Source organism: Listeria fleischmannii subsp. fleischmannii LU2006-1, assembly GCF_000344175.1.
In the GTDB taxonomy this organism is placed as follows: Bacteria; Bacillota; Bacilli; order Lactobacillales; family Listeriaceae; genus Listeria; species Listeria fleischmannii.
Window position 1 is genome coordinate 24443 of the sequence record NZ_ALWW01000019.1, and the last position, 22910, is coordinate 47352.

The following is a 22910-nucleotide window of genomic DNA, read 5'->3' on the forward strand; positions in this document are numbered from 1 at the left end:
TTCCAAATTTCATTATAATCGTAACATAAGCTGAAAATGGAAACAAAGAAGATAATTATAATAGGCAAAAAAGGAGTTGCGCCCCGAAGTAACCTCAACATAAAAATGAAGCCCTGAAAAAATTTAATTTCAGGGCTTCAATTATGAAAATATGTTTCTAAAATAAGAACTAATACGTAGAAGTATCTCTTGTCAAACTCAGCTTTTAGGCAACCATTCTTGATACGTATGATTAAATATATTTGTTTGTAGCTATAACAAAATGGTTAGTTCGTAAATTTTTTGTTAGTGTTAATAATCCTGTGTTTCAACAATAACCGCCGTACCAGATGCTGTAACCATAAGCATGCCATTATCCGCGCCGAGTACTTCATAATCAATATCAACGCCAATAATAGCATTGGCGCCTAAATCAGCAGCACGGCTTTCCATTTCGCGAATCGCTTCTTCCCGAGCGTTGATAAGCTCGTCCTCGTAGCCTTGAGACCTGCCACCAAAAAAGTTCCGTAAACCAGCACCAATATCTTTTACAAAATTGACGCCAGTAATGACTTCGCCGAATACAATTTTTTTATACTCAACGATTTGTTTTCCTTCGATATTTGGAGAAGTTGTTGTAATCATATATAAACCTCCTTTATTTTTCTTTAGTGTACCGCGTTTTATGAAGCTTCGTCAAAAGAAAATAAGAAGAGGACAGGCGTGTGCCTGTCCTCTTTTGTGTGTGATGGTTGTTTCTTTAAATTTCTTTCATTGCATCGCTTAGAACTTTTTTAAGTGTTTCTGCGGAGTTTTTCATTTGTTTCGTTTCTTCTTCGTTTAGTTTCATTTCAACGATGTGTCGCACGCCCTGGCGGTTAACGACAGCTGGTGCTCCAATGTAAATATCGTTTAGACCGTAATGACCATCTAAATATACAGATAATGGTAAAATCGCATTTTCGTTATTTAAAATCGCTTTTGAAATTCTAGCAAGTGCGGCAGCGATTCCGTAAAATGTTGCGCCTTTTTTATTAATAATTTCATAAGCTGCGTCACGCACGCTAACGAAAATTGTATCCATAGCACCTTGCTCGTTTTCTGTAATCCATTCTGTGATAGGAAGGCCGCCGACAGTTGTGTGGCTCCATGCTGGGAACTCTGTGTCACCATGTTCACCTAAAATGTACCCATGTACATTACGGGCATCCACTTTTAAATAATCAGCGATGGACATACGGAAACGTGCTGTATCAAGACTTGTACCTGAACCGATAACGCGTTCTTTTGGTAGGCCGGAGAATTTCCAAGTTGCATAAGTAAGGATGTCGACTGGATTTGAAGCGATTAAGAAGATGCCATCAAAACCACTTGCCATGACTTCATCAACAATACCTTTCATAATTTTTATATTACGATTTACAAGATCGAGACGTGTTTCGCCTGGTTTTTGTGCTGTACCAGCTGTCACAACAACTAAATCTGCATCGTGGCAATCGCTATAGTTAGCGGAATAGATTTTCTTCGGTGCGGAGAATGGGACAGCATGGCTTAAATCGATGGCATCCCCAATGGTTCTATCTTTATCGATGTCAATTATGCCAAATTCTTGGCCAATATTTAAGTTCACACAAGCGAATGCATAGCTTGATCCGACAGCGCCGTCGCCGACTAAAATAATTTTTTGATGGTCTTTCATAATTCAATTTCCTCCTTAGAAAACTTTTTACTAATACAGTATATCACTTTATATTAGTTTGTGAAACTATGAACGTCCTGAATTTGGAAATTTGTACTAATAAATTTATGAAAACGCTATAATACAGTTTGTAAGCTCTTGCATTCCAAATATTTCTACAATTAACGCAATTATTTTTGAGAATTAGACAAGTTTGCGTTAATATTGAAGTATAATAACTAATTCCAACACTAGTTTCTGTTTACCTTTTATGAGGGAAAATAAACCTTGTTCAAAAAATAAGGCTTTTAAAACTTTTGAAGGGTTTTAACTTTAAAGGGTAGGGTAAAATAGTTATTGTAGAATACAAAATGAATGAGTGGAGTGAATTTTTTATGGCAACTAATTTAGAAGTTCAGAAAAGAGATACGAAACAACATTCGCAAGTAACGGAAATTCGTAATGCAGGCCGTATCCCGGGAATTATTTATGGTTATCAATCTGAGAATATAACAGTTTCAGTTGATTCCTTAGAGTTGATTAAAGCGATTAGGGAACATGGACGTAACGCAGTATTCTCAGTAACTGTTGGCGGAAATAAATTGAATGTTTTATTACATGAATATCAAGTAGATCCTTTAAAAGATGAATTAATTCATGTGGATTTCCTTGCTGTTAATATGAGCGAAGAAGTCGAAGCAGATGTAAGAATTGACTTAGTAGGCGACTCATCAGGTGTTAAAGAGGGCGGCGTTTTACAACAAGTCCTATATGAAGTAACTGTGGCCGCGACGCCAGATAAACTTCCTGAAGCGATTGAAGTTGATATAGCGAAATTAGCAATTGGGGATGCCTTAACAATTGGCGATATTCCTAAAGATAAAAATTATGAAATTAAAACAGAGGCTGAAGAAGTAGTGGTTACGGTTTCTGCTCCTCGTACAGAGGAAGAACCAGAAGCGGATACAGAAGTAAAAGAACCAGAAGCTACTCATGGATCTGCTGAAGAACCAGTAGAATAATTGATTTCAAACGACACGATGCATTTAGGCGTCGTGTCGTTTTCTGTATGAAAAACTTTTAAAAGTAGAAACCGCATGTTATAATTTAGAAAATACTTTTAAGTAAACCAGTTCATTTGTGAAGTGGTTTTCGTTCGCATAGGAGAATAAATGAATGAAAATGATTGTTGGACTGGGAAATCCCGGTAAAAAATATGAGCGGACAAGACATAATGTAGGTTTTATGGTAGTTGATGAACTTAGTTACCGTTTTCAAACCCCTTGGAAAAGTTCGAAATTTAATGGTATGGTTAGTGAGCTTCGTATAAACGGCGAAAAAGTTTTGCTTGTTAAACCGCTTACGTTTATGAATGTCTCCGGGGAATGTGTGCGTCCGTTAATGGATTATTACCAAATTGATATAGAGGATTTAATTGTTGTCTATGATGATTTAGATTTGCCAGTGGGTAAAATTAGATTGCGCCAAAAAGGAAGTGCTGGCGGTCATAATGGTATGAGATCGCTAATTCAGCATTTGAAAACCCAAGAATTTAATCGGATTCGAGTTGGGATAGATCGTCCGCCTAAAGGAGAAATTATCCATTATGTACTAGGTGATTTTCCGAAAGCAGAACAGGCAGAAATTATAGAAGCGATAAAGAAAAGTGCGGATGCGATTCAGGATGCAGTTAAACTGCCATTTATAGAAGTGATGAATCAATATAACTAAGCATGTTTAGCGAAATGGAAGTTTTACTAAGCGTGCTTAGTTACTCGTGTTTGAAAGAAGGAATTTTCTGACAAATAAGCGAGCGAAGATGGGAAGAGGAGAGATTGGCTTTGAAAGGTTTAAAAGAATTAATTTATGAACAAAAAGAAATTCGCCAAATTATTCGTGCGATTAATGATAGAAAGGAATCACAACTGGTTACGGGACTGTCTGGTTCGTCGCGTGCGCTTTTTGCGAGCGTTTTGGAAGGAGCAACACAAAAACAAACACTTCTCATCACACATAATTTATACCATGCACAAAAATTATACGATGATTTACTTACTTTGTTAGACGGGGATCGCTTGTTTTTGTACCCAGCAGACGAACTAATCTCCTCAGAGCTAAGCGTTTCTAGCCCAGAACTTCGCGGCCAGCGGGTAGAAGCACTTGATTTTTTGCTTTCTGAAAAACCGGGGATTTTAGTTGTCCCTGTAGCAGGGCTTCGGAAAATACTTCCGCCCGTTTCGTTATGGAAAAAATACAATTTACAAATTGCACAAGGAGAAGAAATTGAGCCTGAACAATTAAAATTAAGTTTAGTGACAATGGGCTACACCATGAGTGATATGGTCAATACGCCGGGAGAATTTAGCATTCGCGGAGGTATTATTGACGTTTACCCAATCACAGAAGAATTTCCTATCAGAATTGAACTTTTTGATACAGAAATCGATTCACTTCGCTATTTTGACGTGGAAACTCAGCGTTCGCATCAACAAATTGAAGAGTTTCGAATTTTACCTGCAACAGAAATATTACTTGAACAAGCCTATTTTCCTGATATTGTAACACGTCTTGAAAAAGGATTAGCTGACACACTTAAAAATATGAAAAATGAAGAAGATAAACAAGGTTTAATGGAAAATATTGAAACGGATTTAGAATTGCTCCGTTCAGGTATTAAGCCGGACATGTTTTTTAAATATATTGGTCTTGCCTATCCAGACCCTGCATCGCTACTTGATTATGCCGCTCAAAATATGCTTATCATTTTAGATGAATATAGCCGAATTCAAGAAACCGATGAACGTTTAGAAAAAGAAGAAGCTGAGTGGCAAACTGAAACGTTAAGTCGTTTAGAAACCATTCGTGAAGTTAAACTCGGTCATCATTTTAGAGAACTTATGGAAGCTGTTCAAGTGCCTAAAGTGTATTTAACGCTCTTTCAAAAGGCCCAAGGAGTAATGCGTGTCGCACAAACTACCAATTTAGTTTATAAGCAAATGCAGCAATTTCACGGGCAAATGTCAGTTTTAAAAACGGAAATTGAAAGTTGGAATAAAAATAATTATGCAGTGGTGCTTTTAGCGCCGTCTGTTGAACGTGCTACTAAAATGCAACAAACATTGGCGGATTATGATATGGAAAGTGTTATTTTAGCACGCGAGGATGATGTACCGAAATACGGAGTTGTCCAATTTGTCATCGGTTCCTTCCAAAATGGTTTTGAATTGCCGCTTGCCAAAGTTGCGATTATAAGCGAAACCGAACTTTTTAATAAAAAAACGAAAAAAGTGAAAAAACGTCAGAAACTATCAAATGCAGAGCGTATCCAAAGCTACTCCGAACTTAAGGTGGGCGATTATGTCGTCCATGTTAACCATGGTATCGCGCGCTATGTCGGGATGGAAACACTTGAAATTAGCGGCGTTCATAAAGACTATTTATTACTCGTATATCAAGGCGAAGATAAATTATTTATCCCAGTTGAACAGCTTGATTTAGTACAAAAGTACGTTGGGGCTGAGGGGAAAGCACCCAAATTAAATAAGCTTGGCGGTTCAGAGTGGAAACGCGTCAAAACAAAAGTGAAGGCTTCTGTTCAAGACATTGCAGATGATTTAATTAAACTTTACGCTGAACGCGAAGCAGAAAAAGGTTTTGCATTTAGTCCCGATAGTGACATGCAACGCGAATTTGAAGATTCCTTCCCTTATCAACCAACCGAAGATCAAGTGAGATCCATACGAGAAATTAAGCATGATATGGAACGAATTAGACCAATGGATCGCTTGCTTGTTGGGGATGTGGGTTACGGGAAAACAGAGGTGGCTCTGCGTGCTGCGTTTAAAGCGGTAATGGATGGGAAACAAGTTGCATTTTTAGTCCCAACTACTATTTTAGCCCAGCAACATTTCGAAACAATGAAAGAACGGTTTCAAGGTTTCCCTATCAATATTGGTCTTTTGAGCCGTTTTAGAACACGGAAACAACAAAATGAAACAATTTCTGGGCTTGCTTCTGGAACAGTTGATATTGTTGTTGGAACGCATCGCCTGCTTTCAAAAGACGTCAAATATCGGGATTTAGGTTTCCTCATTGTAGATGAAGAACAGCGCTTTGGTGTAACGCATAAAGAGAAAATCAAACAAATTCGTTCTAAAATAGATGTATTAACATTGACGGCAACACCAATTCCACGAACACTTCATATGTCCATGTTAGGTGTGCGGGATTTATCTGTCATTGAAACGCCGCCGGCCAATCGTTTCCCAGTTCAAACGTATGTGACAGAACAAAATAATGTTTTAATTCGCGAGGCCATTGAACGGGAGCTTGCGCGAGACGGACAAGTATATTACTTGTATAACCGAGTCGAATCTATTTTACAAAAAGCGGATGAAATTTCCATGCTCGTGCCAGATGCACGTGTGGCGGTGGCGCATGGTCAAATGACGGAATCGGAACTTGAATCAGTCATTTTAAGTTTCCTTGAAGGGGAATATGACGTGCTTGTTACGACGACGATTATTGAAACAGGTGTTGATATTCCAAACGTTAATACTTTATTTGTTCAAAATGCTGATCATATGGGGCTTTCACAGCTCTATCAACTGCGTGGTCGTGTGGGACGTTGGAATAGAATCGCCTATGCTTATTTTATGTATCAAAAAGATAAAATATTACGTGAGGAAGCGGAGAAGAGGCTTCAGGCTATCAAGGAGTTTACGGAGCTTGGTTCTGGATTTAAAATTGCGATGCGCGATTTATCGATTCGCGGAGCGGGTAATATTTTAGGCGCTCAGCAGCATGGTTTTATTGATTCGGTAGGGTTTGATCTTTATTCGCAAATGTTGCAAGAAGCCATTGAAGCGCGTCGTCCTAAGGATGAACGTGAACCGGTTGCGCCAGTCGAAATTGATATTCAGGTGGATGCTTATATTCCGGAATATTATATTACCGATAGTAGACAAAAAATTGAAATGTATAAACGCTTCCGAAATGTCCTAGATGTAGAGGAACTGGAATCGCTGAAAAGCGATATGATAGATCGTTTTGGGGAATATCCCGAAGAAGTGGAATATTTATTTACAGTAACAGAACTGCGTGTACATGCACTGCTTGTGGGTGTTGAGTCGATTAAGGAAGAAGGGAAGAAAATTACGATTTTATTCTCGGAAAAAGGAACGGCGAACATTCGCGGCGATAAAGTGATGGAAGTGATTGCGGAATACGGCCGTAGTGTAGGTGTTGGTATGGAGGGGACATGCCTAAAACTTGTTATGAATGTACAAAATAAAAACTTGCAAGAATGGTTATATGCAGTGAAATCTATCATCGAAAATTTAAAAATGGCTTTAAAAGAGCCGAGTGAGGTTGAAAGCTAGAAAAAAGGGGATTTTAGAGAAAGGTGGCGGAGTATGTCTGAACGCTCGATTAAAAATTTAATGCGTGGCGCTATGTGGCTTACAATTGCCTCGCTTATTTCTAAAATTTTAAGTGCCGTTTATCGTGTTCCGTTTCAAAATATGGTAGGGGATGTTGGATTTTATATTTTTCAACAAGTCTATCCACTTTACGGAATTGCGATGACACTTGCACTCGGAGGCTTTCCGGTTGTGATTTCCAAAATGATGGCAGAGGCGGAAGGAGATTACCGCAAACAACAAATTATTTTGCAATCTGTTTACCGGACCTTACGAACTTTAAGTATCATTTTATTTCTTTTTCTATTCATATTTGCTTATTGGATTGCAAGCTTAATGGGTGATGTTAAACTTGTTTCATTAGTACGTACAGTCAGTTTTGTATTTTTGCTTACTCCGCAACTAGCTTTTTTACGAGGGTATTTTCAAGGGCAAGATGACATGGTCCCAACTGCTGTCTCACAAACTATCGAACAACTGATTCGTGTAGGCGTCATTATTATCGGCGCATGGTTAGCCATAAGAAGTGGGCAGGATCTTTACACAGCAGGAAGCATGGCGATGAGCGGCGCATTTTTCGGGGGCTTAGCGGCAGTTCTCATTTTAAGGCATTATCATAAAAAGCGAGTGGCTAGCGGCTTTCTCAAAGTTTGGGGCACCTTTACGAAAAAGGCTGAAAAAAAAGGAATTGCCAAAGCTTTTTTGGTACAAAGTTTGGCCTTTTGTACGGTTAGCGCAATGCTCATTTTATTTCAGCTTATCGATTCGTTTCAAGTGTACCGTTTAATGATAGATGGAGGGATTCCAGACCTTATTGCTAAAGCTTTAAAAGGGGTATATGATAGAGGGCAGCCTATTTTGCAACTCGGACTTGTCATTTCAACTGGCCTAGCGCTTGCGCTTGTGCCGATGATTACGGCAGCGCGTATTAGCAGGGAACAAATTAAACTAAAACGTTCTGTCTTTCTTGCGATGAAGTTAACACTTATTTTTTCAGGTGCCGAAACGGTAGGTCTGATTGTTATTATGCGCCCGCTTAATCAAATGCTTTTTGAAACAAGTGATGGTACGCTTGTCTTACAAGTTTTTATGCCAGCTGTATTTTTAAGTTCACTTATTATTATGATGAGCAGTATTTTACAAGGTTTTGGAAAAATAGCGGTTCCTGCTGTTGCGGTTTTAATCGGTGGGGTCATCAAATGCATAGGAAATGCAATACTTGTCCCCCGTTACGCAACTTTAGGCGCCTCTTTAGCCACCTGTATGGGCTTGCTTATGGTTTTAATTCTCTGTTATTTGGCTTTAAAACAAAATGTGAATGTGCCGTTTTTTGAGCGGCGGACGATTTTGAATTTGGTTGGGGCGCTTTTTGTGATGTGTGTGATTCCTGTGCTTTGGGAATGGGGTCTCCCGTTTACAACGAGGCTTGGAAGCGCCGTGCAAGCAATTTTCAGTGCCGTTTTAGGGGGCGCCGTATTTTTAATCTTCGCGCTCCGCTACAAATTGCTAGTCCCAAGAGATTTCACCTATTTACCGTTTGGGGCTAAACTTTTATGGTTAAGTCAACGGGTTATAAAAAAATAAAGAAAGAGGTATTGATTTATGCGATTAGATAAATTTTTAAAAGTATCAAGGTTAATAAAACGACGCACGGTTGCAAAAGAGGTGGCTGAAAAAGGTCGCATTGCGATAAACGGAGTGGTTGCAAAGCCAGGTACAAATGTAAAAGTCGGGGATGAACTAGTCATCCGTTTTGGTCCTAAAACTGTTACTGCAAAAATTGATCGTTTAGAAGAAAATGCGAGAAAAGAAGCTGCTGCTGAAATGTACACGATTATAAGTGAAGTACGGAATAGTGAAGAAAATTAAAGAATTGGAGTGTCAGCGTGTTTAAGCGGGCACTTTTTTTATGAAATCGAATATGCATAAAAAGTCAAGAAAAAAATCACTTGAATTCTCGGATAGCGATGGACAAATGATGGATTTATTGGTATTATTCTAACTAAGAATCCTTTTTTACAAAGCTAGGAGGTGCGATGAATGAAAAATGATAAAACGGTAACGCGTATGCAAAATCGTTACATCAAAGATACACAAACTAAGAAAAAAATCAAAAATCGTCGTCGTGTTGCCTTGGCTAGAAGGCTTTCAGGGCTTGCTATAATTTTAGCTATCGTTTTCGGTGCGCTATTTTTCACCTATACGAAACAAGCTCTATTACTCCAAAGAAGAAAAAAGACTGAAAAAGTACAAAACAAGAGCAAAAAAGACTAAGCGGTAGAAGATTCATAAAAAGGAAGAAAAAGCTTTAAAAGGGCAAATCAATAAATTACATGATGATGATTATATTGCAAAATTAGCTAGAAGCGAATATTACCTTTCGAAAGAAGGCGAAATCATTTTCAACACACCAACAGAAAATGAGAAGAAAAAAACTTCAGCGAATTAATATGCAAACTATTTTGATATGGTCTTTAATAAAGTTATAATAAAGGTTGTAAAGAGTGATTTTTAAGGAGGAAGCTTTTTTTTATGTCGATCGAAGTAGGCAACAAGTTACAAGGGAAAGTTACAGGGATTACTAATTTTGGGGCATTTGTGGAGCTTGAAGGTGGCAAAACAGGACTTGTCCATATTAGTGAAGTTGCGGACAACTATGTGAAAGATATTAATGATATTTTAACTGTTGGGGATGAAGTGACCGTTAAAGTGATGAATGTTTCTGATGACGGGAAAATTGGTCTTTCAATTCGTAAAGCTGTAGATCGTCCGGAACGTCCAGAACGTAATTATGATAAAAAACCTAAGTTTAACAAAAAACCAGCAAGAACTGCGAAACCTGCTGAAAACTTTGAAGATATCATGGCGCAATTTTTAAAAGATAGTGAAGATCGCTTATCAACAATTAAACGTCAAACAGAATCAAAACGCGGTGGACGCGGCGCTCGTCGTGGCTAAAGCGATTATAGGAATAAATTTAGGATGGGACTTCCCCATCCTTGTTTTTCTCATTAAGTGAAAGAAAGGTTTTTTTCATGGATGATTTTCTAAGGCGTGTAGAAGCTGAAATTCAAAAAAATGATTTAATCCGGCCAAATGAAAAGGTGCTTGTAGCAGTGTCTGGTGGTCCGGATTCTTTCGCGTTGCTTCATTTTTTAATGAAACGGCAAAGCCCGAATAATCTTGTTGTTTTACATGTGAATCATTCCCTGCGCAGTGAGTCGGACGAGGAAGCTGAATTTGTACGCGCTTTTGCAGAGGAACATAAGCTTCCTTTTATCCAAGAAAAAGTGGATGTAAAGAAACTTGCAGAGGAAGAAAAACGGGGAATTGAAGACGCTTCAAGGGTTGCTAGATATCGTTTTTTTGAAAAAATAGTGTTAGAAACAGGCATTTCAAAAGTAGCGCTTGCCCATCACGCCGATGATCAGGTTGAAACGATTTTAATGCGTCTTATGAGAGGGAGTTCGAGTGTTGGTTATGCTGGAATCCGCCCGCTTCGTCCGTTAAAAGAAGGGGCCATCATTCGTCCGTTTCTAGCGGTTACTAAAAAGGAGATTGAGGATTATCTTAAAGAAAATGCCATTTCCTACATGCTTGATACCTCAAATGATTCAGATGCCTATACTCGAAATCGTTTGCGCCACCACGTTACCCCTTTTTTGGGAAAAGAAAATAAGGGGTTGCAGCGTCATTTTAAAAAATTTTCTGATGAAATGTGGGAAGATCTCCATTTTTTAGATGAACTTGCGCGTAATAAATATGATGAATTAATAACGAAAACGGAAAATGGAATTAAATTAAATATAAAACAACTGGAAAATATGGCGATTCCTTTACAACGCCGCCTAATTCATTTACTATTAAAATATCTGTATAATAATGATATTCAGCTTGTCACTAAACGCCATGTCGAAGCGATTTTTGGAGTGATTCACGGTGACAATCCATCAGCGACACTTAATTTACCTAAAAGTGTGCTTATCAGACGTACATATGATCAACTAGAAGCACTTTTTTATAAAAAAGAAGCAAAAAAGGAATTTTATTATCAGATAGCTCCGAATGACAGGATTGAAATGTTAGATGGTTCTGTTTTTAAAATGAGGCAAAAAAGTTCAGTTGTGCAAACGGCTGGATTAGATGGCATTATTTTAGATGCAGACGCAGTTTCTCTTCCACTTGTGATTCGAAATCGCATGCCTGGTGACAAGATGACCTTGAAAGGAACAGGAGGAACAAAAAAATTAAAAGATATTTTTATTGACGCGAAAATACCGCAATTTTTAAGAGATACACTTCCTGTGATTACAGATAATGATGGGAAAATTTTGTGGGTACCAAGTGTTAAAGAATCCTGTTATGTTGTAAAACCAAGTCGCGAGAAAAAACAATATATTATGAGGTATAGCAAGAATTTAGGAGGAAAAAAGAGCATGCATAATGATATTCAAAAAGTGCTATTTAGTGAAGAGGAAATACAAAATAAAATTCGTGAACTTGGTACGGAATTAACAACCGAATACGAAGGGCGTAATCCGCTAGTAGTTGGCGTTTTAAAAGGTGCGACGCCGTTTATGACGGATTTGATGAAACGTATGGATACGTATTTGGAGATGGATTTCATGGATGTTTCTAGTTATGGAAATGGGATGGTTTCTTCTGGGGAAGTGAAAATCATTAAAGATTTAAACACTTCTGTCGAAGGAAGAGACGTACTTATTGTAGAAGATATTATTGATAGTGGAAGAACGCTAAGTTATCTAGTGGACTTAATTAAATATCGCAAAGCAAAATCAGTTAAACTCGTGACACTACTTGATAAACCAGAAGGTAGAAATGTGGATATTGACGCAGACTATGTTGGTTTTGTTGTACCAAATGAATTTGTTGTAGGTTATGGTTTGGATTTTGCTGAAAAATATCGCAATTTACCGTATATCGGGGTTTTAAAACCTGAAATTTATGCGGAGTGATAACATTTCACTTTTAGTGCTTTTCTTTGCTAAAATATAAAGATAAGTAGAAAGCTTGATAATAGACATAAAAATGCATCTAAACATGCAAATTAGTAGGCAACTCGCTACGGTTATGCTATTATTAATTTTAGTTTTTTAGCTCATATTACCTATTTGAGGAATGAATTTACTAATAAATGAATCTTCGTGAGAGAAAATGAATCTCGGATGTGTTTTTTCGGAAAAACAGGGAAAAGATTGGTATTCCTTGAATCAAATCTTGAAAGTATAATCCAGGCTCTTACGTGGGAGGAGGTAAGGAATGAACAGATTTTTTAGAAATGCGATATTTTATGTCATAATATTCCTAGTTATCATTGGGATTGTAGCTTCCTTTAACACAAATAAAGAGGCAGCCAAAGATATTAGTTATTCAGAGTTTATGACGAAACTGCAAGACGGGGATGTAAAATCATTTACGATTCAACCTGACCGCAGTGTTTATACAATTGAAGGTGAATTTAAATCATCGGATAAATCATCAAGTGATGATAAAAAAGGTTTAGGACAAAATAAAAGTGACACTGCCTTTACAACATACGCGATTAGCAGTGACACACTGTTAACGGATATGGAAAAAGCAGCGGATAGCAATGATACGAAAATTGAAGTCGTGCCTGCGAAACAAAATAGTGGCTGGGTAACATTCTTTTCTTCTATCATCCCGTTCTTAATCATTATCATCTTGTTCTTCTTCTTAATGAGCCAATCCCAAGGTGGTGGCGGCGGTAAAGTTATGAGCTTTGGTAAAAGTAAAGCTAAACTTTACAATGATGACAAGAAGAAAGTTCGATTTACAGATGTTGCGGGGGCAGATGAGGAGAAACAAGAGCTTGTTGAAGTTGTTGAGTTCTTGAAAGATCCGCGCAAATTTGCTGACTTAGGGGCTCGTATTCCAAAAGGTGTTCTTTTAGTCGGACCTCCGGGAACAGGTAAAACATTACTTGCTCGTGCTGTTGCAGGCGAAGCGGGAGTACCATTCTTCTCCATTAGTGGTTCAGACTTTGTGGAAATGTTTGTTGGTGTTGGGGCGAGTCGTGTTCGTGATTTATTCGAAAATGCGAAGAAAAATGCGCCTTGTATTATCTTTATCGATGAAATTGATGCTGTAGGTCGTCAACGTGGAGCAGGAATGGGCGGCGGTCACGATGAACGTGAACAAACGCTAAACCAATTGCTTGTTGAAATGGATGGTTTCGGAGGAAACGAAGGAATTATCATTATCGCAGCAACTAACCGTGCTGATGTACTTGATCCAGCCCTTCTTCGTCCAGGTCGTTTTGACCGTCAAATTATGGTTGATCGTCCAGATGTTAAAGGACGTGAAGCAGTATTACGTGTCCACGCTAGAAATAAACCTTTAGCGAAAAGCGTGGATTTAAAAGCCATTGCACAACGTACACCAGGTTTCTCTGGAGCGGATTTAGAAAACTTACTGAATGAAGCGGCATTAGTTGCTGCTCGTGCAGATAAAAAACAAATTGATATGAGCGATTTAGATGAAGCAAGTGACCGCGTTATTGCTGGTCCAGCTAAGAAAAATCGTGTCATTTCTAAAAAAGAACGCAAAACAGTTGCTTATCACGAAAGTGGGCATACTGTAGTTGGAATGGTCCTTGATGAGGCCGAAACCGTGCATAAAGTAACCATCGTCCCACGTGGACAAGCAGGTGGTTATGCGGTTATGTTACCAAAAGAAGATCGTTTCTTGATGACAAAAGCGGAACTTCTTGACCGCATTACAGGTCTCCTAGGTGGTCGTGTTGCCGAGGAAATTACCTTTGGTGAAGTGACAACTGGCGCAAGTAACGATTTTGAACGTGCAACTGAAATTGCCCGTCGTATGGTTACAGAATGGGGTATGAGTGACAAAATTGGCCCTCTTCAATTCTCATCAGGTAATGGGCAAGTATTTATGGGACGCGATTTCGGAAATGATAAAGGATTTTCGGATAAGATTGCGTACGAAATTGATACAGAAGTTCAAAGTATCATTCGCTACTGTTATGACCGTGCCAAAAATATTCTGTTAGAACACAAAGAGCAACATGTTCTTATCGCAGAAACACTTCTTGAAGTGGAAACACTTGATGCTCGTCAAATTCGTTCGCTATTTGATGATGGAGTAATGCCTCCGGATGCTGATACGTTAACAGTGGAAGAGTATCCTTCTGAAAAAGATAACGAAGAACCAAAATCTTTTGATGAAGAAAAGAAGAGATGAAGCATGAAGATAAGATTGAGCGCGAAGAGGCCAGCGAGGAATTTGGAGACGCACCTAAAGAAGTAACGTCTGAAGAATCCCCAAATGCTGAAGAAACGCCACAAGATAAAAAAGATAATGAATAAACGAAAAGGACTAAGCAGATGCTTAGTCCTTTATTCAAACAAAAATATCGACAAAAAAAAATAAAAAGAGTGTTATGATACGTAAAGAATTTAAAAAGGTGGAGAGACAATGATTTTAGTCATCGATGTAGGAAATACGAATTGCACATTTGGAATCTATGCTAACGAGGAGTTAAAGCATCATTTTCGAATTGCGACGAATAAGGCGAGGACGGCTGATGAGCTTGGAATGCTCGTACTTAGCTTTTTCAACTATGCCCATGTTTCACCTGAAGAAGTGACGGATGTTGTCATTTGTTCGGTAGTTCCGCCAGCTATGCATGCAGTTCAAACGATGAGTAAACGTTATTTTCAAGTGGATCCGCTTATTGTTGGCCCGGGCATTAAAACGGGGTTAAATTTAAAAGTTGAGAATCCACGCGAGCTTGGCGCAGACCGTATTGTGAACGCTGTGGCGGCTCTTTCGGAGTATAAAAGTCCTATTATTATTGTCGATTTCGGGACAGCGACTACCTTTTGTTATATTGATGAAAAAGGTGTTTACCAAGGAGGTGCGATTGCGCCCGGTATCATGACGGCAACAGAAGCGCTTTACAATCATGCTGCCAAATTGCCTCGTGTGGATATAAAAGCTTCGCAAAACGTTATTGGAAAATCGACAGTTTCCTCGATGCAGGCCGGTATTTATTATGGTTTCATCGGCCAGTGTGAAGGAATTATTTCTGTTATGAAAAAAGAAGCTGGGGTGAATCCAATTGTTGTCGCTACTGGTGGTTTAGCTAGACTTATTACTGAAAAATCGACACTTGTCGATGTGGTCGATCCCTTTTTAACCCTAAAAGGACTTTATGTATTATATAAGCGAAATAAAGGAGAAATGAAATGAAAGATTATTTAGTGAAAGCATTAGCCTATGATGGTCGTGTGCGAATTTATGCAGCTGTTACAACGGACACGGTTAGTGAAGGGCAAAAACGTCATGACACTTGGCCTGTTGCCTCTGCTGCGCTGGGCCGTACGATGACAGCAACACTATTTTTAGGTGCGATGCAAAAAGAAAATCAAAAAATTACGGCGAAAATAGAAGGCAATGGCCCGATTGGCACGATTATAGCAGATAGTGATACACAAGGAGCTATCCGCGGTTACGTCACTAATCCACATGTGAATTTTGTTGAATTAAACGAAGTTGGAAAACTAGATGTGCGCCGGGGCGTTGGGACAGAAGGAACGCTTTCGGTTGTAAAAGATTTAGGCTTTGGTGAAAATTTTACAGGGCAAATTCCAATTGTATCGGGTGAAATTGCAGAAGACTTCACCTATTATTTAGCGAATTCAGAACAAATTAACTCATCTGTAGGTGTAGGTGTTCTTGTTAACCCTGATACTACGATAAAGGCGGCGGGCGGATTTATGCTTCAGCTGTTACCGGGAGCGGATGACTCATTAATCACCGAAATTGAAAAGAACTTAGCCAAATGTCCGACGGTTTCGCGTATGATTGACAGTGGTGAAACGCCAGAAAGTATTATCACGCTTTTAGCAGGCGGCGAAGATAACGTGAAGTTTTAGAAACGATACCCGTCCGGTTCGAATGTAATTGTTCGAAAGAGCGTTTTAAAACGGCTATCATTTCACTTGGAAAAGAAGAAATTCGCGCGATGATTGATGAAGAGCACGGTGCAAAAACCGAATGTCATTTTTGTAGAAATCAATATCATTTTTCAGAAGAAGAACTTGAAAGCTTATATGAAGAAGCAAAATAATGAACTAGCCGCCATTTATGTTGCGGCTAGTTTTTAAATTTGACAAAATAACTCGGAATTAGGTAAAGTAAAAGAAAAGCTATTTGGAGGAGTGTTGAACTATGAAAATTGCAAATTCCATTACTGACTTAATCGGGCAAACACCAATTGTTAAATTAAATCGATTACCGGAAAAAGGTAGCGCAGAAGTATATGTTAAACTCGAGTTTCAAAATCCGGGTGGAAGTGTAAAGGACCGCATTGCGAATGCGATGATTGAAGCGGCTGAAAAAGATGGTGTTTTAAAACCAGGTGATACCATTATCGAGCCGACAAGCGGAAACACGGGTATTGGTCTGGCAATGGTTGCAGCAGCAAAAGGTTATCGTGCTATTTTTGTTATGCCTGATACAATGAGCCTTGAAAGACGTAAACTTCTCCAAGCGTACGGGGCAGAGCTTGTCCTTACAAAAGGAGCAGATGGCATGAAAGGCGCTATCCAAAAAGCAGATGAGCTTGCAAAAGAACACGGTTATTTTATCCCGCAACAATTTCATAATCCTGCAAACCCTGATATTCATGAAAAAACAACTGGTCCGGAAATTGTCGAAGCTTTCGGCCAAGAGGGACTTGACGCGTTTATTTCAGGAGTAGGTACTGGTGGTACGGTTACAGGTGCAGGGCACGTGTTAAGAAAAAATTATCCGAACATTAAAATCTACGCTTTAGAACCAGAAGAGTCGCCTGTATTAAGTGGTGGATCTCCGTCTCCGCATAAAATTCAAGGCATCGGTGCGGGTTTTGTGCCAGACACATTAGATACAAAAGTGTATGACGGAATTTTGAAAGTAACGAGTGAAGATGCTCTCACTACGGCTCGCGAAGTTGCGAAAAAAGAAGGAATCTTAGTCGGAATTTCATCTGGAGCTACAATTAAAGCGGCATTAGACCTTGCGAAAGAGCTTGGTGAAGGTAAAAAGGTACTTGCGGTTGTAGCGAGTAATGGAGAACGTTATTTAAGCACAGCTTTATATAATTTTGAAGATTAATTGCTAGATAAAGGTATAAATTTTAATATTTATACCTTTTTATGTGAAAAAATAAATAAAATTCTAATCTTTTTCTAATCTTTTACACAGTATAAACACTTTTTTTATTAGTATTATATGTATATAAGCTAACAACAAGCAAAAATATTTTCATTTCTTTCCCTTTTTAGAATGAAAATCCAAAACTCCCTTTTTGGACCAATGCGGTTTACTCCCTTTTCTCCGCATTGGTTTTTTGTTTGTCTAAAATGAAAGAAACAAAATGGAACTCTTACCAAACTTTCATTTTATTCTCAGGGAATTTTAGGGGAAGCTGTTTATTATATAGTTATAAGCTAACAACAAAACATTTTCATTTTCCCCCTATTAAATGAAAATCCCAAAACTCCCTTTTTGACCAGTGTGGTTCCTCCCTTTTCCACACTGGTTTTTTTATGTTTGTTTTGAGACGCGGGATGAGAAAATGAAAATGATTTTCTTACTAAACTTTCATTTTATTCACAGTGGATTTTAGTGGTAGCGGGTTAATATATACTCATAAGCTAACAACAAAACATTTTCATTTTCCCCCTATTAAATGAAAATCCCAAAACTCCCTTTTTTGACCAACGTGGTTTCCTTCCCTTTTTCCACGTTGGTTTTTTTATGTTTTTAAGCAAAAGGAAGTGATGCACGCTCGTTTGATGCTATAATGATTTTTGAGAGGTGAGGTTGTTGGTTATGAAATGGGAAAAAACGCAGAATAGCCTAGTGATGGGGATATTAAATATTACTCCAGATTCCTTTTCGGACGGCGGGGCTTATATGGACACGAAAACAGCTGTTTCCTATGCGAAGAAAATGGTAGATGATGGGGCAGATATTATTGATGTTGGTGGTGTCTCCACGCGTCCGGGATACTCGGAAGTTTCGATCGTAGAGGAGATGAACCGAGTTATTCCGATTATTAAAGCATTGCGTAAAGTTTTGCCAAATACATATTTGTCAGTTGATACGTGGCGAAGTGAAGTAGCATCTGAAGCGATTCTCGCGGGCGCTGACTTTTTAAATGATCAATGGGGCGCTAAAAAAGATCCGAATATGGCGGTAGTGGCGGCGAAATATGACGTGCCTATTTGCTTAATGCATAATCGTACGAACCGTGACTATCAAGATTTTATGGAAGATGTGAAAAATGATTTGCTCGAAAGTGTTGCTATTTGTTTAGAAGCGGGCGTAAGAAAGGAACATATCATTCTTGATCCTGGTTTTGGTTTTGTGAAAACCGTTAATCAAAATTTAGAAGTATTACGCCGAATAGATGAAATTGTGGCACTAGGCTATGAAGTATTACTGGGAACGAGCCGTAAGTCAACAATCGGTCAAGTTTTAGACCTAAAAGTAGATGAGCGGATGGAAGGTACGGGAGCTACTGTGGTATATGGCTTGTCAAAAGGATGTCATATTGTTCGTGTGCATGATGTGAAGCCAATTTCAAGAATGGTAAAAATGACAGATGCGATTATGGGGAATATGGATGAAAAATAGGAAAAGGGTGGAAAAATGGATAAAATTTATTTGAATGAATTAAGTTTTTATGGTTATCACGGTGTCTTGCCGCAAGAAAATCAGTTGGGTCAAACGTTTCAGGTGTCACTTATCTTGCATTTATCAACGAAAGAAGCGGGCGTGTCAGACCGTGTGGAGGACACGGTGAGCTATGCGGATGTGTATGAAACGGTAAAAGAAATTACAGAAGCGCGTGAATTTAAATTAATCGAGGCGCTTGCTGAAACGATTGCGACGGAAGTACTGCAAGATTATACACAGCTAACTGCGGTTACGGTGAAAGTAATTAAGCCAAATCCGCCAATTCCAGGGCATTATCATTCTGTAGCTGTTGAAATTTATCGTGAGCGGAGCGTGAACTGAATGGCCACAGCTTTTTTGTCTTTAGGCTCAAATATTGGGGAGAAGCTGGAAAATTTAACGAAGGCCGTTCATTTGTTGGCAGAAAATCCTGGCGTTACCCTTCAAAAAATTTCGAGTGTGTACCAAACGGATCCGGTTGGCTATGAGGAACAAGATATATTTTTAAATATCGTGATTCAAATTGAAACGAATTTAAAACCAGAAGCGCTTTTAGATACGTGTTTGCAGGTGGAAAAGGAATTAGGGCGTGTTCGTTTGTTTAAATGGGGACCTAGGCTAATTGATGTAGATGTTTTGCTCTATGATGATATTCAAATCGATACAGAAAAGCTAAAAATCCCACACCCTTTTATGCAAGAAAGAGCTTTTGTAATGTTGCCTCTTTTAGAAATTGCGGAGGAAGTCGCCAAACCTTACTTTATTGAAAAACAAATTGAAAACCAAGGAATCAAACGGACAAATTTTCAAATAAAGTGGTAAAAAAAGCACTTGCGAAACTTTAAAACTGTGTTAACATAACACTAGCGTATGAAAAAAGGAATTTTTAGAAGAGGAAGGGGCTTTAAAAGCATGTTTCAAATTGGTGATGTGGAGATTAAAAACCGTGTAGTTGTTGCTCCGATGGCCGGAATCTCAAACTCCGCTTTTAGACTTACAGTAAAAGAATTTGGTGCAGGTCTTGTTTGCTGCGAAATGATCAGCGGCAAAGGTATCGAGTACCGCAATCAGAAAACGATTGATATGCTTTATATAGATGAAAAAGAAAAACCGCTAAGTTTACAAATTTTTGGCGGCGAAAAAGAAACGCTTGTCGAAGCAGCGAAATTTGTTGCGGAAAATACGACGGCAGATATTATTGATATCAACATGGGATGCCCGGTCAATAAAATTATTAAGTGTGAAGCTGGAGCTAAATGGCTTCTTGACCCTAATAAAGTGCATGATATGGTAAAAGCTGTAGTTGCAGCCATCGATAAACCTGTTACAGTAAAAATGCGAATTGGCTGGGATGACGAGCATGTTTTTGCGGTAGAAAATGCCTTGGCTGCTGAGAGTGCCGGGGGCAGCAGCTATAGCCATGCACGGGCGGACGCGTGTACAAATGTACGAAGGTGTCGCAAATTGGGATATCTTGCGCGATGTAAAAAAAGCGATTAAAATTCCTTTTATGGGAAATGGTGATGTTAAAACGCCAGAAGATGCTAAGCGTATGTTAGAAGAGACAGGGGCAGATGGCGTTATGATTGGTCGTGCTGCACTTGGAAACCCGTGGATGATTTACCGTACTGTGAAGTATCTTGAAACGGGTGAACTTATGCCAGAACCAGAACCACGTGAAAAAATTGAAACCGCCTTGCTTCATTTAAACCGCCTTATTGAGTTAAAGGGTGAAAATATTGCGGTTCGAGAGTTCCGCCAACATGCTGCTTATTATTTAAAAGGAGCGCGTGGAAGTACTCGAGCAAAAGTGGCAGTAAACCAAGCTACTGAAAAACAAGAGATGGAAAAGATTCTCCTTGATTTTGTTAATCAATATGAAGAAAAAAATCTGATTAAGCCATCGTAAATCTACATTTTAAAAGTTGACACATAAATTTGTGTCAACTTTTTCTATAATTAGGGTGGAAAAATAGTATGAAAAAAGCGTATAATGGAAGCATCTGTTTATAATGAAAAGAATAGGAGTGTCATGATATGACTCACGAAAACCACGAAGAATTAAATGATCAGTTAATCGTTCGCCGTGAAAAAGTTGATACTTTGCGGAATATCGGTGTTGATCCCTTTGGTGAAAAATTTGTCCGATCTACTAGTCCGGAAGAAATAGAAGAAAAGTATAAGGATAAATCAAAGGAAGACTTGGAAGAAGCAAATATCGAAGTTTCCGTAGCGGGACGAATCATGACAAAACGTGTAAAAGGAAAAGTTGGATTTACACACATTCAAGATCGTTTCCATCAAATTCAAATATATATTCGTAAAGATAACATTGGCGAAGAAAAATATGATGTCTTTAAACTTGCTGATTTAGGAGATATTATTGGCATTAAAGGAACTATTTTTCGAACTAATACGGGAGAGCTTTCGGTTAAAGCAACGGATTTTGTTTTACTTACTAAAGCGCTTCGTCCACTTCCTGACAAATACCATGGACTGAAAGACGTAGAACAAAGATACCGTCAACGCTATTTGGACTTAATCACGAATGAAGAAAGCCAAAAGCGTTTTGTGATGCGTAGTAAAATCTTAAAATATACACGTGACTATCTAGATGACCAAGGTTATTTGGAAGTTGAAACACCAGTATTGCATACAGTTGCCGGCGGGGCAGCCGCAAAACCATTCATAACGCACCACAACGCACTTGATATGGACCTATACCTGCGTATCGCACTAGAACTCCACTTAAAACGCCTTATCGTAGGAGGTATGGACAAGGTATACGAAATTGGCCGAGTTTTCCGTAACGAAGGAATCTCCACGCGTCACAATCCGGAATTTACAATGCTAGAATCTTACGCGGCTTATGAGGATTTTGAAGATGTGATGAATTTGGTTGAAGGTCTCGTATCGTATGTTGCAGAAAAAGTAACAGGTGGCACAACCGTTACTTACGGTGAATATGAAGTAGATTTAGCACCGAAATGGACAAGGATTCATATGGCGGATGCTGTTAAAGAATATGCAGGGGTAGATTTGTGGAACGCTACGACAGAAGAAGCAAGAGAAACTGGCGAAAAAACATAAATGATCGAAATAACTAGAACAACATGACATACGGTCACATTCTCAATGAGTTTTTCGAGACATTCGTTGAGGAGAAACTCATTCAACCAACTTTTGTTTACGGTCATCCCGTAGAAATCTCTCCTCTGGCTAAAATGAGTAAAACTGACAGTCGTTTCACCGACCGGTTTGAACTCTTTATTGTAGGTCGCGAACACGCAAATGCCTTTTCGGAGTTAAACGACCCAATTGATCAACGCAAACGTTTCGAATCCCAACTGATCGAACGCGAACAAGGAAATGATGAAGCGCATGAAATGGACGATGATTTTCTTGTTGCGCTTGAACAAGGCTTGCCACCAACTGGCGGATTAGGAATCGGCATGGATCGTTTGATTATGCTACTGACAAATGCTCCTTCTATTAGAGACGTTCTACTATTCCCAACTATGAAACACAGAGACTAATTAAAAGCTTGTGACACTATAGTGTCACAAGCTTTTTTTATATGTATTATTAAAATTTGAAAGGAGATAATTTTCTGTAAAAAAACAATTTTTCCCAAGAGAAAAAACTTTTATAAATATGCTTGCAAAGCCCATAGAAACATGGTATATTTATAAACGTTCCAGTTGTGCGAGTGAGGCGTTAAAATAGATTTAATAAAATAAAAAACTATTGACTTCACTTAATGATTGGTGTAAGATATAAGAGTTGCTGAAATAAGCAACGGTGACCTTTGAAAACTGAACAGAACGAAGATGAAAAAGCGATGAAACAGATGTTTCACCAATCAATTCATAGGACAGGAAACAAAAAGATGTTTCCAAAAAAACTAGTAAGAAGCTAGCAAAGTCAATTTGTGATGCTAAGGAAACTTATTCACAGTGTTGAATAAGTATTCAAATTCGATTTACATTTTAAAGAGAGTTTGATCCTGGCTCAGGACGAACGCTGGCGGCGTGCCTAATACATGCAAGTCGAACGAACCAAAGAGAAGCTTGCTTCTCTGTCGGTGAGTGGCGGACGGGTGA

The 22910-nt window shown here is 38.7% G+C and carries 16 protein-coding genes, 1 rRNA gene and 4 pseudogenes; 19 read left to right on the plus strand and 2 right to left on the minus strand.

Going from position 1 to position 22910, the window contains the following annotated elements; all coding sequences use genetic code 11:
* Positions 1-291: 291 nt before the first annotated feature.
* Together LFLEISCH_RS07215 and LFLEISCH_RS07220 are read right to left on the minus strand one after the other, a co-directional pair.
* Positions 292-624, minus strand: coding sequence for a putative heavy metal-binding protein (locus LFLEISCH_RS07215; RefSeq protein WP_007474946.1), 333 nt, complete (start codon positions 622-624; stop codon positions 292-294).
* Between the two features lie 115 nt (positions 625-739).
* Positions 740-1678: an L-lactate dehydrogenase gene (locus LFLEISCH_RS07220; RefSeq protein WP_007474948.1), complete on the minus strand. Its 939-nt coding sequence runs from the start codon at positions 1676-1678 to the stop codon at positions 740-742.
* A gap of 374 nt (positions 1679-2052) precedes the next feature.
* On the opposite strand from LFLEISCH_RS07220, the gene LFLEISCH_RS07225 reads away from it, so the two are divergent.
* The 19 genes and pseudogenes from LFLEISCH_RS07225 to LFLEISCH_RS07310 form a co-directional block, all read left to right on the plus strand.
* The gene (locus LFLEISCH_RS07225; protein ID WP_007474950.1) at positions 2053-2679 is read left to right on the plus strand and encodes a 50S ribosomal protein L25/general stress protein Ctc; all 627 of its coding nucleotides are present in this window, start codon (positions 2053-2055) and stop codon (positions 2677-2679) included.
* A 154-nt stretch (positions 2680-2833) separates the two neighbouring features.
* The gene (gene pth / locus LFLEISCH_RS07230) at positions 2834-3388 is read left to right on the plus strand and encodes an aminoacyl-tRNA hydrolase (protein ID WP_007474952.1); all 555 of its coding nucleotides are present in this window, start codon (positions 2834-2836) and stop codon (positions 3386-3388) included.
* Between the two features lie 110 nt (positions 3389-3498).
* Positions 3499-7038 (plus strand): transcription-repair coupling factor, encoded by a 3540-nt coding sequence (mfd, locus tag LFLEISCH_RS07235; protein WP_007474954.1) that lies wholly within the window; start codon positions 3499-3501, stop codon positions 7036-7038.
* A gap of 33 nt (positions 7039-7071) precedes the next feature.
* Positions 7072-8661 (plus strand): putative polysaccharide biosynthesis protein, encoded by a 1590-nt coding sequence (locus LFLEISCH_RS07240; RefSeq protein WP_007474956.1) that lies wholly within the window; start codon positions 7072-7074, stop codon positions 8659-8661.
* A gap of 18 nt (positions 8662-8679) precedes the next feature.
* Positions 8680-8946, plus strand: a complete 267-nt coding sequence (locus LFLEISCH_RS07245) for an RNA-binding S4 domain-containing protein (protein ID WP_007474958.1) — start codon at positions 8680-8682, stop codon at positions 8944-8946.
* 171 nt (positions 8947-9117) lie between these two features.
* Positions 9118-9351 carry a hypothetical protein gene (locus tag LFLEISCH_RS16480; protein WP_007474960.1) on the plus strand — a complete coding sequence of 78 codons (234 nt, stop codon included), beginning with the start codon at positions 9118-9120 and terminating at the stop codon, positions 9349-9351.
* A 73-nt stretch (positions 9352-9424) separates the two neighbouring features.
* Entirely contained in the window at positions 9425-9526 is a 102-nt protein-coding gene (locus LFLEISCH_RS16485; RefSeq protein WP_420912438.1) for a hypothetical protein, read from the plus strand.
* A gap of 83 nt (positions 9527-9609) precedes the next feature.
* Positions 9610-10035: a S1 domain-containing RNA-binding protein gene (locus LFLEISCH_RS07255; RefSeq protein WP_007474962.1), complete on the plus strand. Its 426-nt coding sequence runs from the start codon at positions 9610-9612 to the stop codon at positions 10033-10035.
* A gap of 77 nt (positions 10036-10112) precedes the next feature.
* Positions 10113-12053, plus strand: a complete 1941-nt coding sequence (gene hpt, locus LFLEISCH_RS07260; RefSeq protein WP_040504797.1) for a hypoxanthine phosphoribosyltransferase — start codon at positions 10113-10115, stop codon at positions 12051-12053.
* Positions 12054-12357: 304 nt separating this feature from the next.
* Positions 12358-14444: pseudogene (gene ftsH, locus LFLEISCH_RS07265) on the plus strand (ATP-dependent zinc metalloprotease FtsH).
* A 109-nt stretch (positions 14445-14553) separates the two neighbouring features.
* The gene (locus tag LFLEISCH_RS07270) at positions 14554-15330 is read left to right on the plus strand and encodes a type III pantothenate kinase (RefSeq protein ID WP_007474968.1); all 777 of its coding nucleotides are present in this window, start codon (positions 14554-14556) and stop codon (positions 15328-15330) included.
* Positions 15327-16210: pseudogene (hslO, locus tag LFLEISCH_RS07275) on the plus strand (Hsp33 family molecular chaperone HslO). Before LFLEISCH_RS07270 ends, hslO begins: the two are co-directional and overlap by 4 nt.
* A 101-nt stretch (positions 16211-16311) precedes the next feature.
* Complete coding sequence (gene cysK, locus LFLEISCH_RS07280) at positions 16312-17238, plus strand: cysteine synthase A (RefSeq protein WP_007474970.1); 927 nt, start codon at positions 16312-16314, stop codon at positions 17236-17238.
* A 720-nt stretch (positions 17239-17958) separates the two neighbouring features.
* A complete protein-coding gene (gene folP / locus LFLEISCH_RS07285) occupies positions 17959-18765 on the plus strand; it encodes a dihydropteroate synthase (protein ID WP_007474972.1) in 807 nt (268 codons plus the stop codon).
* Between the two features lie 15 nt (positions 18766-18780).
* Entirely contained in the window at positions 18781-19149 is a 369-nt protein-coding gene (folB, locus tag LFLEISCH_RS07290; protein ID WP_007474973.1) for a dihydroneopterin aldolase, read from the plus strand.
* Complete coding sequence (gene folK / locus LFLEISCH_RS07295) at positions 19150-19629, plus strand: 2-amino-4-hydroxy-6-hydroxymethyldihydropteridine diphosphokinase (RefSeq protein ID WP_007474974.1); 480 nt, start codon at positions 19150-19152, stop codon at positions 19627-19629. It begins immediately after the preceding gene.
* A gap of 90 nt (positions 19630-19719) precedes the next feature.
* A pseudogene (gene dusB / locus LFLEISCH_RS07300) lies at positions 19720-20716 on the plus strand (tRNA dihydrouridine synthase DusB).
* 128 nt (positions 20717-20844) lie between these two features.
* A pseudogene (gene lysS, locus LFLEISCH_RS07305) lies at positions 20845-22343 on the plus strand (lysine--tRNA ligase).
* A 452-nt stretch (positions 22344-22795) separates the two neighbouring features.
* A 16S ribosomal RNA gene (locus tag LFLEISCH_RS07310) occupies positions 22796-22910 on the plus strand; the annotation flags it as partial.